At 62.5% G+C, this 12,909-nt stretch carries 11 protein-coding genes; 1 reads left to right on the plus strand and 10 read right to left on the minus strand.

Going from position 1 to position 12,909, the window contains the following annotated elements:
* Position 1: 1 nt before the first annotated feature.
* The 4 genes from DWX63_RS04850 to DWX63_RS04865 form a co-directional block, all read right to left on the minus strand.
* Positions 2–646, minus strand: a complete 645-nt coding sequence (locus tag DWX63_RS04850; protein ID WP_117842988.1) for a DUF4867 family protein — start codon at positions 644–646, stop codon at positions 2–4.
* 144 nt (positions 647–790) lie between these two features.
* Positions 791–1,279, minus strand: coding sequence for an S-ribosylhomocysteine lyase (locus DWX63_RS04855; protein ID WP_117842989.1), 489 nt, complete (start codon positions 1,277–1,279; stop codon positions 791–793).
* A 103-nt stretch (positions 1,280–1,382) separates the two neighbouring features.
* Positions 1,383–2,357, minus strand: coding sequence for a nucleoside hydrolase (locus DWX63_RS04860; RefSeq protein WP_117564514.1), 975 nt, complete (start codon positions 2,355–2,357; stop codon positions 1,383–1,385).
* Between the two features lie 4 nt (positions 2,358–2,361).
* The gene (locus tag DWX63_RS04865; RefSeq protein ID WP_117842990.1) at positions 2,362–3,357 is read right to left on the minus strand and encodes a ribokinase; all 996 of its coding nucleotides are present in this window, start codon (positions 3,355–3,357) and stop codon (positions 2,362–2,364) included.
* 187 nt (positions 3,358–3,544) lie between these two features.
* On the opposite strand from DWX63_RS04865, the gene DWX63_RS04870 reads away from it, so the two are divergent.
* Complete coding sequence (locus DWX63_RS04870; protein WP_117842991.1) at positions 3,545–5,761, plus strand: acyltransferase family protein; 2,217 nt, start codon at positions 3,545–3,547, stop codon at positions 5,759–5,761.
* 110 nt (positions 5,762–5,871) lie between these two features.
* On the opposite strand, the gene DWX63_RS04875 is transcribed toward DWX63_RS04870, so the two are convergent.
* From DWX63_RS04875 to DWX63_RS04900, 6 genes are all read right to left on the minus strand, one after another.
* Complete coding sequence (locus tag DWX63_RS04875; RefSeq protein ID WP_099432833.1) at positions 5,872–7,068, minus strand: Nramp family divalent metal transporter; 1,197 nt, start codon at positions 7,066–7,068, stop codon at positions 5,872–5,874.
* Positions 7,069–7,142: 74 nt separating this feature from the next.
* Positions 7,143–8,987 carry a magnesium transporter gene (locus DWX63_RS04880; RefSeq protein WP_117842992.1) on the minus strand — a complete coding sequence of 615 codons (1,845 nt, stop codon included), beginning with the start codon at positions 8,985–8,987 and terminating at the stop codon, positions 7,143–7,145.
* Between the two features lie 328 nt (positions 8,988–9,315).
* Complete coding sequence (locus DWX63_RS04885) at positions 9,316–10,722, minus strand: polysaccharide deacetylase family protein (protein ID WP_233514478.1); 1,407 nt, start codon at positions 10,720–10,722, stop codon at positions 9,316–9,318.
* Positions 10,723–10,794: 72 nt separating this feature from the next.
* Positions 10,795–11,550, minus strand: coding sequence for a PRC-barrel domain containing protein (locus DWX63_RS04890; protein WP_117640511.1), 756 nt, complete (start codon positions 11,548–11,550; stop codon positions 10,795–10,797).
* The gene (locus DWX63_RS04895) at positions 11,550–11,939 is read right to left on the minus strand and encodes a YtxH domain-containing protein (RefSeq protein WP_117843045.1); all 390 of its coding nucleotides are present in this window, start codon (positions 11,937–11,939) and stop codon (positions 11,550–11,552) included. Before DWX63_RS04895 ends, DWX63_RS04890 begins: the two co-directional genes overlap by 1 nt.
* Positions 11,940–12,075: 136 nt before the next feature.
* Entirely contained in the window at positions 12,076–12,909 is an 834-nt protein-coding gene (locus DWX63_RS04900) for a hypothetical protein (RefSeq protein ID WP_233514479.1), read from the minus strand.

The raw sequence follows: 12,909 nt of genomic DNA on the forward strand, positions 1-12,909 counted from the left end.
TCTAATCGCAGGCGATGTCGAGATTTTTGCCGACGAGGCCTACGTAGCCGCCTTCGGCTGCCTTGGGGCTGTCGGCGTGGCAGAGAACCCACTTGTCGGCCTTCCAGTAGCAGTAGCTGTCACCGGCGGCAGGCATGTCGGCTGCGGCCTCGGGGCGCGGGCCATTGGTGCCCGCCGGCAGCGCCACCATCACCTGGAAGCCGCCGTCGTCGACCATGCAGGGCGTGTAGTGGAGCGTGGTGTTGAAGACTTCGACGACCGTACCCGCCGGCACGCGGAACGCCTTGACGCACGCGGTGTCGAGCTTGCCGTCCTCGATCTCCCAGCGATGCGCCACGAGCAGGATAAAGTCGCGCGCCCCCAGGTTGAACTCGCTCGCACGGTGGTACTCCAGGCAGTTGAGACGCGTGTTGTGGCCGTTGCACCAACCGAGCTGGAAGGGACGGCCGCCAAACATGAGAAAGCCCAGTTTATCGGCATCCTTGACGCCCTCGAGCTCCGGCGCACTTGCTACGTATTTGCCGCCCTCGGGAATGGGCGTGGCAGAGAGCGCCTCGAGCACGGGCGACGTGAGCTCGGACGGAACGTCATCCCAAACGTTGCCATAGGATTTGAATTCGGAATCGTTGACAGAGTAGATATGCATGTTCACTCCTGTTCGTAAATGTGACTATACGAACATTCTAGAACAAACATGAGCGATTTTGAACGCTCGTCCCGACCAATCAACAGAAAGGCGCCCCCGCATAAGCGAAGGCGCCCAATGCGCGCGTTTTGGGCGATAAAGCCCTTACGCCTGCTGATAGTGCAGGTGCTTCTCGTCGATATCGGCCAGGTCGCGGTTGAGGTAACGGCGCGCGAGCCAGTTCGCCATGGGAAGGTTCTGGTCCAGGTAGTTACCGCACTCCTCGGGAGCGGCACCGGGGACATCGCCCTCAAAGCCGGCGACAAACTCGAACAGCTCACGCACGAGTGGCAGAATCTCCTCACTCGTCAGCTCACCAAAAACGACGAGGTAAAAGCCCGTGCGGCAGCCCATGGGGCCAAAGTAGACAATGCGGCTCGACCACTCGGCATGATTGCGAAGGAACGTCGCGCCCAGGTGCTCGATGGTGTGGCACTCGGCCGTGTTCATGACCGGCTCCTTGTTGGGCGTGGTCAGGCGCAGGTCAAACGTGGTGACGGCGGCACCGGTCGCCGGATCGCGGTCGATGCGGCTCACATACACGCCGGGCTCAAGCAGCAGATGATCAACGGAAAAGCTGGCGATGCGCTCCATGGCAGATCCTCTCGATAGTCAAATTGGGACGGGGCTCTTTTAGCTTGCTCGAATGGTCGCACTAATCATACCAGTCAAAAAAGCCCCGTCCCAAAAAGACAACTTAGCCAAGGACACGAGCCATACGGGCCTTGAACTCGGACAGGAAGCGCGGGGCGTCGACGGTCAGCGCCACGAGCGCGCTCTTATCTGGATCGGACAGACGGTGCTCGTCGCAGATGGTGCGGCCGCGATACTCGCCCAGCAAGTCAACGCGCAGGTTACAGCCGAGCGCACCCACGAGCGTGGGATCAATCGCCACGGCAACCGCCAGCGGATCGTGCAGCGCGCAGCCGCCCAGGTAGGGCGCGTTCATTTCGTACGAACCGATATAGTGCTCGACCATGCTCGCAAACGCGCAGCCAGCCATAGTGCCCGAGCCCGTCCAGCCGGCAACGTCGCGACGTGTGAGCACCACGCGGTGCGTCACATCCAGGCCCACCATGGTGAGCTTGCGGCCCGAGCGCAACACAGCGTCGGCAGCCTCGGGGTCGCCCGCCATGTTGGCCTCGGCGCCCGCGCTCACGTTGCCGGGCACGGTAAGGGCGCCGCCCATCACGACCACGCGGCCGATAGACATCATCGCCGCCGCATCGCGCTCCAGGGCAAGCGCCAGATTGGTGAGCGGGCCGGTCGCAACGTAGACCAGATCGGGACCATAGGTACGCGCGGCATCAATCAGGTAATCGACCGCCGCATTGCCGTCGGCCGACGTCGCGCCCACCGGCTCGTACGGCGAGGCGGGCACGCTTGCGCCGCCAATACCGTTCTTGCCGTGGATAAGCGTGGTGGACGCCGGCGGCGTGTAGGGTTCGGTCGCCTTCATGGGACGATCGGCGCCCAGGTACACCGGCACCTCGGGACGACCCAACAGGTCGAGCACCGCCAAGCAGTTGTGCGCCGACTGCTCGACGCGCACGTTACCAAAGCACGTGGTGATGCCGACGAGCTCCACCTCGGGGCTTGCGATGGCATAGGCGAGCGCCATCGCATCATCCACACCCATATCCAGATCAAGGATCAGCTTCTTGGTTGCCATTGTTCTACTCCGCTTCTCCCTCTACATCCAAACCGTCTAAACCAAACTTGTGCTCGACTTCCGCACGCGTGGGAATTGATTGCTGAGCGCCCAGGCGCGACACCGTCACCGCCGAGGCGCGAGCGCCCGCCGCCATGCACTCAAAGAGCGGCAGGCCCTCCAGACGAGCCGCAGCAAGCGCGCCAATAAATGTATCGCCCGCGGCCGTCGTATCGACCACCACGCTCGAAAGCGCCGGCATGCGCAGCGGCTCACCGCCATCGCCGAGCGTAACCGAGCCGGCGCCGCCCAGCGTGATGACCGCAGCCCCGGCGCCCTTGTCGAGCAGCGCATTGAGCGCGGCGACGCAGCTCGCATCATCTGTGGGCAGAATGCCCGTCAGCACCTGGCACTCGGTCTCGTTGGGGCAGACCAGGTCGACCGCAGGCCACGCTCCTGCCGGCAGGTCGCAGGCGGGCGCCGGGTTAAAGATCGTATAGAACCCCAGCTCGTGAGCGCAAGAAAGCGCCGCGGCCGTTGCCATCAGATCACATTCGCCCTGGGCGATAAAGACGCCGCCAGCAGCCGGGGCAAACTCGCTGGCATCGCCGTCGAGCTCGTCGGCCACCAAGCGCCTCAGTGCGCGGGCAACGTCCTCGCCCGCAAGCGCGTGGTTGGCGCCCGGCGACAGCACGATGCGGTTGTCGCTCTCGCAGCGAATGATAGTCGCGGTACCGGTCTCCCCGTCATCGCGACGCGCCACAAACTCAACGCCCACGCCGGCATCCTGGAGCCCTGCCACAAGCGCATCGCCAAAGGTATCGCGCCCAACAGCGCCGATCATGCACGTGCGCGCACCCATGCGCGCAGCGGCAACGGCCTGATTGGCTCCCTTACCGCCGGCGTTGGTGATAAAACCGCTGCCATCGACCGTCTCGCCCGCGCGCGGCATGCGCTCGCACGCCACCGAAAGGTCCATGTTCATGCTGCCGAACACCGCAACGATGCTGTGATCCGCCATGGAAACCTCCTCGTCTTCAGGCTTTGCGCCCACCGTCGACCAACGATTGTGCACTCTCGCACCCCCTATAACTTTAGTCCACTTTGATGTGGACGCGCGCTTGAGCTTGCGCCAGCAGCAAGCATTCACAGGGGCAGGCAGCTACAATGAATACGTGCTGATTATTCTCGTCATTGGATGATGTTTTATGGAACAATTCTCGCAATCGGGCTCGCGCGGTCGACGCCGCACGGGCAACGAGCCGGCGCCGCACGAACGCGTGAAGGGCGAGCGCCGTGCCAACGAGCCGCGACGCACCGCGAGCCCCCATCGCGCTTCTGCCAACAACGCGGGCCGCGCCAACACTCCCGCCGCGGAGCAGACGCCTGCTCGCCCCAAGTCCCGCTACATCCCTGCCCTCGACGGCCTGCGCACGCTTGCCGTCGTCGCGGTGGTGCTCTATCACCTCAACCTCACGTGGGCTCAGGGCGGCCTGCTTGGCGTCACGATCTTCTTTGTGCTTTCGGGCTATCTGATCACGCGCTTGCTGCTCAACGAAGTCGCTAAGACCGGCCGCATCGGCCTTAAGAGCTTCTGGATTCGCCGCATCCGTCGCCTGGTCCCCGCCGTGGTGGCCGTTGTGGTTGTAACCTGTGCGCTGTGCACCGTCTTCAACCACGTGATGCTCACCAAGATGCGTCCCGACATTCTGCCGTCGCTGCTGTTCTTTAACAACTGGTGGCAGATTATGCAGGACGTCTCGTACTTCAACGCCCTGGGCGACCCCTCGCCGCTTACGCACTTTTGGTCGCTCGCCATCGAGGAACAATTCTACCTGGTTTGGCCACCGCTGCTGTTTGCCATGGTGTCCATGCATGTGAGCAAACCCAACACGCGCCGTGTGGTCCTGGGACTCGCAACGGTATCCGCCCTTGCCATGATGGTGCTCTACAACCCTGCCGCCGACCCCAGCCGCGTGTACTACGGCACCGACACCCGCGTCTTCTCGCTGCTGCTGGGCGCCTGGATGGCCTTTATCCCCGATCGCGACCTGGCGCCGGTGCGTCTCGCTCATCGTTTGGGGCTCAATCGCCTGGCTGGCGCCGCCAAGCACGGCAAGAACGCCGAGGGCAAGCCTAGCGAGAAGGCCGACAACGCAGCCGAGACCGTCCCGGCACAGCCGAGCGCCCTCGTGCGCTTTTGGTCCTCGCCCGCATCCATCGATGTGTTGGGCGTCGTGGGTCTGGTTGGCCTTGCCGCCATGGTCGCGCTCACCAACGGCTACACCGCGTTCCAGTATCGCGGCGGCACGCTGCTATGCTCCATCCTCACGCTCATGGTCATCGCGGCCTGCGTGCAGCCCCAGGGAATGGTTGCCCGCGCACTGTCCGCCGAGCCGCTCGTGTGGGTTGGCAAGCGCTCGTACAGCATCTACCTGTGGCACTATCCGCTACTGTTGCTCATGAACCCGGTCGCCAACATCAACGATACGCCGTGGTGGCAGTACATTTTGCAGGTGTTGTTGGTGGTCGCCGCAGCCGAATGTTCATATCGCTTTATCGAGACGCCGTTTAGAAAGGGCGCCTTTGGGCGCACCGTATCCGAGTTCCGCGACGGCACCACCACGCCCGCCAACTGGGTGCGCGCGCACGTCCCTGTCTGCGCAGCCTGCGCTGTCGTGTTGGTCGTTGCACTGGGCGGCCTGATCTTTGTGCCCGAGACGTCTGCGCTGAGCGGTGAGGGCGCCGAAGTCCTCAACAAGGAAGCCAAAAACACCGCGCCCACAGACCAACAGGCGGCCGACGACACCGACAAGGACAACGACGGCTTCCCCGATGGCTCCTACGACCTGTTGATGATCGGTGACTCCGTGTCGCTGCGCGCCGTTGATTCCTTTGACGGCGTGTTCCCGCACAGCCATATCGATGCCGAAAAGGGCCGCCAGTTTGATGCGGGCCGCGCGACATTTGAGGGCTATCTCCAACAGAACCTTGCCGGCAAGATCGTGGTCTTTGCACTGGGCACCAACGGCTTGGTAACCGACGACCAGATCGACGCCATCATGACCGATGCAGGAGATAAGCGTATTGTGGTGTTTGTGAACACGCGCAGCCCGCAGCCGTGGGTTGGCTCTACCAACCAGGCCATCGCCAACGCTGCTACGCGCTACAAGAACGTGCGCGTTATCGACTGGTACGGATACAGTGCCAATCGCAACGACCTGTTCGATGGCGATGGCACGCACCTGTCGACCACTGGCGTGACTGAGTACCTCAACTTGATCCACGATGCAGTCAAGAAGGACCTGCCCGTGCATCCCGAGGATCACGTCAACGATCCGCAGCCGGCGGCCGTCAAGTCTGCCACCGACGCGCTCGTCAATGCGCTCGCTCTCAAGCCGCACAAGCTGGGCACCGACAAGTAACCCGCAGCAAACAACCCAAAATCACTCTTTTAGAGTCGGCCCCAAGAGGTCGCGGGCAAAAAACAGGCCGCAGCCCATGGCGGCGGCCTGTTTGGAGTCCAAAAGAGGCGCTAAGCGCTGTAGCCCATCGCTTGCAGCACAAACATGACGACCGTCAGCACCGTAATCACGGCGATAGTCGCCCACGTGAGCACGTTCCACACGCGGCCGTTGCGGTTGGCGCCCATAATGTGACGGTCGGCGGCGATAACCACTTGGAACACCAGAACCACGGGCAGTAGCACGCCATTGATGACCTGCGAGGTCATCATAATCTGGAACAGATCGACGCCGGGCATAAGCACCAGCACGGCAGAGATACCGATGATGGCCGTAATGATGCCGCGATAGACCGGGGCCTCGTCCCAGCTGCGATCGGCACCGCGCTCCCAGCCAAATGCCTCGCAGATAGCGCTCGACGTAACGCCCGGCAGCACGCAGGCAGCCAAGAAACTCGCCGCGACCAGGCCCGAGGCAAACAGTACCGTAGACCACTGACCCGCAATAGGCTCCAGCGCGCGGGCAGCATCGGCAGCATCGCTAATCTGAATACCCGCCGGGAACAGCACCGTACCGGTCGTAATGATAATAAAGCCGGCAATGACATCAGCGGCAAGCGAGCCGCTCACGGTATCGATGCGCTGCAGCACGATATCGTCCTCGCCCGCGTTCTTATCGACCACGTTGTTCTGCGCCAAGAAAATCATCCACGGCGCGATAGTGGTACCGATCGTTGCGACCACGAGCGACACGTAGCTGGGGTCATTTTGAATGTTGGGCACGACCAGGTCGACCGCGACCTCACCCCAGTTGGGGCCAGCCATAAACGCGGCGACGATATAGGTCACGAACACGCAGCTCACCAGCAGCAGAATCTTCTCGATGCGCTGGAAACTACCCGACATGGTAAGCATCCACACCAGCAGCGCCACCAACGGCACCGAGATGCTCGCCGGCACGCCAAAGAGAGCAAGGCCGCTGGCGATGCCCGCAAACTCCGAAATGGTCACAGCCGTGTTGGCGATCAACAGCGCCGCCATGGCCAACACGCTCTTGCGCACGCCAAAGCGCTCGCGAATGAGCGATGCCAGGCCCTTGCCCGTGACGCAGCCGCAGCGCGCCGCGGTCTCCTGCGTCACGATGAGCAGCACAGTCATGACGGGAAGCATCCAGAGCATCTTGTAGCCATAGCTGGCGCCCGCGCTGGAATACGTTGCAATGCCGCCGGCGTCATTGCCCGAAAGCGCCGCCAGCAGACCGGGGCCCATAGCGCCAAAGATGGCCGCGATGGTCAGCTTTTGCTTGGTGCCCGACTTTTGCTTGGTATCTTGCACGCGACCACCTAACCCATGACTGACATGGCGAGCAGCACCGCGGCGATGCAATACGCCACACACGAGATCATGACGGCAATGACGTTCATGGCGGTGCCCGACGTGTTGAGGTCATGCTCGTCACGCCAGAACAGCACCATCAGGTAAATCACGGCGCTCATGTTGCCAACCAGGCAAATGATGGCAGCGATATTAAAGCACCCGGTAAAGAGTTGCTCCTCAAACATGGACGCATCGGGGAACGCGGCGGTACGCACCAATTGCGCGCACAGATAGGTCACGAGCGACAGGATCAGGCCCATACCGGTGCTCTGGAAGAAGAATCCCAGGTAGGGCTTGGGCTCGTCGTCGTGACCGTCATACTCCAGGAAGTAGTTCTTGACGAACGACACCATGCGCGAGGCCGCCAGCAGCACGAGCGGCATGGCGCACATGGGAAACACCACCAGATGCGCGGAGCCGAGCGCCGTTCCCAGCACGGTCGCCATGATGCACGACGCGATGCCCCATACAACAACCCAGTACTGGCGATGCACGAACCAGCTGAGCACGTTCGTCGAGTCGTCGGACGCGCTGTCACCCGAGCCGACACCGGCGATCTGCAGGTCCTCCTGATGCTCCTCGGCGATAACGTCCATGGCGTCGTCGAAGGTCACGATACCAAGGATATGACGGTTCTCGTCGCAGACAGGGATGGCAACCAGGTCGTACTTGGTCATCTCGTCCGTCACGTCTTCCTGGTCCTCGTCGGGCGACACATAGACCAGGTCGCGATAGGCCAGCTGACCCAGCGTGGCGTCGCGGTCGGCTACGATCAGCGTGCGCAGCGAAAGCACGCCGGTCAGCATGCCGCTCGGATCCTCGGTATAGACGTAGTAGACGCTCTCGAAGTCCTCGTCGAGCTCGCGAATCGCCTCGATGGCGTCACCGACCGTTGCCGTGGCGGGCAGGGAGACAAACTCCGAGGTCATGATGCGGCCGGCGGTGTTGTCCTCATACCCCAGCAGGTTACGAATCGCCTTCTCCTCCTTGACGCCCATCAGGCGCAGGAGCTTCTCGGCCTTCTCGTAATCGAGCTCGTCGATCAGGTCGGCTGCATCGTCCGGGTCCATCATGGCCAGCATCGACGATGCGTCCGTGTCGGACAGGCCCTCGAGCATCTCGGTCATAAGCTCGTCGTCATCGAACTCCGAGATGGCCTCGGCGGCCTGGGCAGTATCGAGCTGCGCAAACACCTGCGCACGTAGGCGCGGGTCGAGCTGCTCGATAATGTCGGCGATGTCGGCAGGGTGCAGCTCGCCGAGCGTCTTGTGCGACACCGAGAGCTGGATATTCTTGGTCGAGCGGTCGAGCAGGTCCATGTAGGACCAGGCGATGATATCCTCGCTCAACGGCTTGCCCAGGTGCTTCATAAAGCCCTCGGCAACATGCTCGAGCGTGGGGCTGATCGCGCGCAGCAAGCCGCGGGCGCCAACCTCGGCACCCAGCAGACGCAGCTGATTTTCGCCCGACATGGAAAACTTGATGTCGTTTACGCGCACGACCTTCATGCCCTGCGTGTCGACAATCTGCTTGTTGAGCACGTCGCGGGCAAGCAAGAGTTCGGTCGGCTGCAGGTACGAAAAACGGATTTCGGTGGCCGACGCCTTAAGGTACACGCCCGTCTCGTCGATACGATCGACCCATTTGCGCCAACTGATCATAAACGGCGTCTTGCCGGGGCCGCGAAACGCGAGCGACGTCACGTGTGGAAAAACTTCGCCGGTTGCAATGCCAAAATCGTTGACCACGCCGAGCTTTTCGCCGTCGACGTCCAAGACCGGCAATTTGAGCATCTCACTCAGATAATTCAATGGTGCTCCCCATCAATATTCCTCCGGACGCGGCCGCACATGCGGCGTCCGGGGGCTTCTGGATATGTATACGCATGCGCGGGCGGCACGCCGCTCGACGCTTACACCCCGTGCATGCGCAAAAAGCACCTGCATGGGGTCATCGACTGTATGGTCGAGGTTTGGATTTCACCTGTAACCTTTCTCTTGACCCTCATTAACCGCAGTAACTATAGCATCAGCATCGCCCTGCGGCATCGAATTTATGCGCTGCACATTGCAGGCATACCAAACGCTGACGTATCCGTGACATAGCCATTGGGGACGTTCTTAAACGACTACCCAATGACTACTCTGTGGTGTCATCGTCCTCGGCAAGTTGGGGGAACACGGCGTCCTTGGGCATGGTGACCTTCGTCAGCGAGGTGAGCTTTTTGCTGAGCGATGTGTCCGTCTTGACCAGGTCGCTGAGCGTCACGATCTTGTAGCCGTCGGCGACAAGGCCATCGATGATCTGCGGCAGCGCCTCGAGCGTCTGCTCGGCGCATTCGTCTCTATCGGTGAGCAGCACGATATTGCCCGGCGTCACCGAATCGAGCACCGTCGAGACCTGCTCGTCGGCACCGTTGAGCAGCCAGTCGCCCGAGTCAATATTCCACGAGACCACGGCGGAGACCAGGTCCATAGCATCGATCCAGTTTTGCTCGTCAAAGGCAGCGTAGGGAGCACGCAGCAGCATCGTCTTCACGCCGGTCGCCGACTTAATCGCATCGGTGCCTTTCGTGATCTGCTCGCGTACCGCCTCACGGTCCTGGCCCTTGAGCGAATCATCGCTGTAGCTGTTGGAGCCGATCTCGCACCCGGCATCGACAATCGCTTTGGCAGTAGCGGGCGAGGCTTCCGCGGCATCGCCCGAAAGGAAGAACGTCGCCGTGACGCCCTTTTCCTTGAGCACCTGCAAGATCTGCTTGGTCGCGCCGCTCGGACCCTCGTCAAATGTCAGGGCCACGTACTTTTCGTTGCCCTTGGGCGCTACGCTTGCGCACTCGACTACGCAGTCGGTGGCGGGCACGACCTCGCCGCGGTCCTGCGTCTTGCCCGACTGCTCGCCGACCCATACCTCGGAGCGGCCCTGAACACCCCAGGCTTTGACATACTCAATGGCACCCGTGCCCTCGACCTTAAGCTTTGGCTCGATAGTCGTGGCCTGGACCTCGTGCTTTTCGTACGCGTTGCGGCCGTCCTTGACCGTCACCTTCTCGCCGCCCTCAAGTTCGCGACTATCCCATTTGCCTTGCTTCACGCGCTTGCCGTCGACCTTCACCGACAGCTTTTCGCCGCCATGGCGCTTAAGCACGCTGTCGTCGACGGCCAGCAGATCACCGGCGTCGTACGTTTCGGTCAGGCTTTGATCGTCGATAAGATTCTGCAACGTAGAGCCCACGCGCACCGCGGTCTTTTGCCCGTTGAGTTCCACGTCCACGCTGCGGTTGACGTAGCCCACGACGGCAGCGATAAACAGCACGAGCGCGCAACCCACGGCGATAAGCGCATAGGGCAGACGGGACGGTCGGCGCGGCGAGCGCCCGTTGCCGATGCGCGCGCTGCGATCGCTAAACCCACGGCTATGGTTGAGGTACATCGCGCCGGGCTTACGGCGACGTCGACGCTGACCGCTGGGCAGCTGCCCCAGGTCGCGGCGCGCCGTCGGCCGCGCACCCGAGCGCCCGTTTAAGTTAGATCCGTTTTGGCGCATGTGCCCTCCCCCATAAACACAGCGAGCCGGAGCAACATGTCTCCGGCTCGCCTCCCATCATTTGGTACGTCTCTATTTGCTAGCTTTTGACGAGCCCCCGCTCGCCTTTTGATATTCGTCCTTAAAGGCCTTGAACATACCGCGCGTCTTGCCGAGCTGCTTGCCCAGTGCACGACTGCCCTTGTCCACGGCGACCGATCCCTTGTCATCGAGCACCTTGGCGCCCTTCTTGACCTTATCGCCTACCACGACACTGGCCTCGGCAGCCTTGGCGGCCGCGCCGCCCGAATACCCGAGCGCCTTGACCTCGTCCGAGACAATCATCGCACCGTTCTCGTAGCCGCGCAGCATCGTCGGCGGCACCTGCGTGTCGCCCACCAGCACGCTCGAAGCGGCACCGGCGGTCACGTAGAACATCTGCACAATACCCGAGCGCGGCTTGAACTCAACGTCCGAGCAGTAGCCCACGACATCGCCCGATTCCGTGCGCACGTCCATGCCGACCCAGATGATGCAATCGTCCAGGTTGATATCGAGGCGCTTGGCTGCGGCGGCATCATAGGTGCCCTTGACGTCGTCGACCGCGACAGCACCCTCATAGACGCCGATGGCATCGAGCGCCACAAAGCGGTCGGGACGCTCGATCATACCCGCGATATCGGACTGGCGGACCATAAAGCCCACCACGCGCGTGCCGCCCGGGGTAAAGACGGGAAAGTGAATCTTGCCGAGCTTTTTAGGGCTGCGCGGCGTGCCGTCCTTTTTGGTGCGCTTGTCTTCGGCAGGTTTGCGGTAAACCTTGACGCCGACAAAATCCCCTGCGCGCATTATGCCTCGGTCGAGGGCTCCGTGGCCTCGGTGCCGGCCTCGGTGACGTTCTCGACCACGACGTCGGCAGCGGGCGTCACGTTGCCGCCCGAGATGGCATCGTTGAGCTGCTCGCGAAGCTGGTCCATGCGCTCGCGGGCCAGGTCGACCTTGGCGCGCAGGTCATCGGTCTTGGCGTCGACCATCGGACCAAAGTCGTTGACCGCGGCACGAGCCTCCTCGGCACTGTGCTCGTAGGTGTCACGCATGTTGTCCCAGGCATCGTTGGCGATATCGGCGGCCATGGCGCGGGTCTCGGCACCCGAGCGCGGGGCCAGAGCAACGCCGATGATAGCGCCGGCGGCAGCACCAAAGAGCGCACCGGAGACAAAGCTGAAAGTCTTTCCCATGATCATTCCTCTCCTGCGGGCACCTCGATGCCCACCGTTTGAATGCTGTCCATTATACCCGCAGCGCAACACTTGCCGTCGCGCTCATCTGCGTACGGTAAAAGCGCAGGTACATGATGGTGATAAGCGAGTGAGCCTACTCCTGAGGCGCAACCGGCATGGCCACCGTGGCGGCCGGGTCTTCGCCGGCGCCATCGACGAGCGGCAGGCTGCCCTCGTGCGCCGAGCCGGACGGAGCCGTTGCCGCACCGCCAAAGACGGCCGCGGGGGCCTCGTGGTTCTCGACGACCGCGCCCTCGGTATCGATTGGCATCTGCGGCTCGTCGTCAAAGCTCGGGACGCCTTGGGGCTCCGCAGACTCGGGCTCAGCAGGCGCCTCGGCAACGGGCTCAGCGTCGGCCTCGGCAGGAGCGTCGTGCTCGGGCGCATCCTCAGCCACGTCCTCGCCGTTCGCAGCGGCAACGGCCTCGTGCGGGTCCTTGCCCTCGGCCTCGGCGCGCATACCCAGCACCAGGTTGCGCAAGCCCGCAACCGTACCGTCCACATCGGGAGTGGGCTGGTCGGCGTGCAGGTACGCCCAGTCCATCATAAAGGTGGCCGAAGACAGCGCGCCGATGGCCAGCGCATCATCGGGGCACGAAAGCTCAATCTCAAAGACACGCTCGTCATGCTCGCTCACGCGCGTGCGACCGCACGAGATGCTGCCGGCAAGACCGGTCTCGTTCATGAGCTCGACCGTCACGTGCTCCAGCAGATGGCAAAGCTCGGTCTGGCCCATGCAATCCTGGAATTCGCGGCCGGAGTCGCCCAGGCACAGGTGCTTGGCAATCGCGGGCACCAGGTAGTACACGCGCGCCGTGGCCTCGATATCCTCCGAGGTCATGAGCGGCATGCCGGGGTTCACCAGCACGTGCGCGCAAATCTTGTCCTCGCTGACGGTGACCTTAAGGATGTTGAACAGGCCTGCCAT

Origin of the sequence: Collinsella sp. AF20-14LB (assembly GCF_003459505.1) — a bacterium.
Lineage (GTDB): Bacteria > Actinomycetota > Coriobacteriia > Coriobacteriales > Coriobacteriaceae > Collinsella.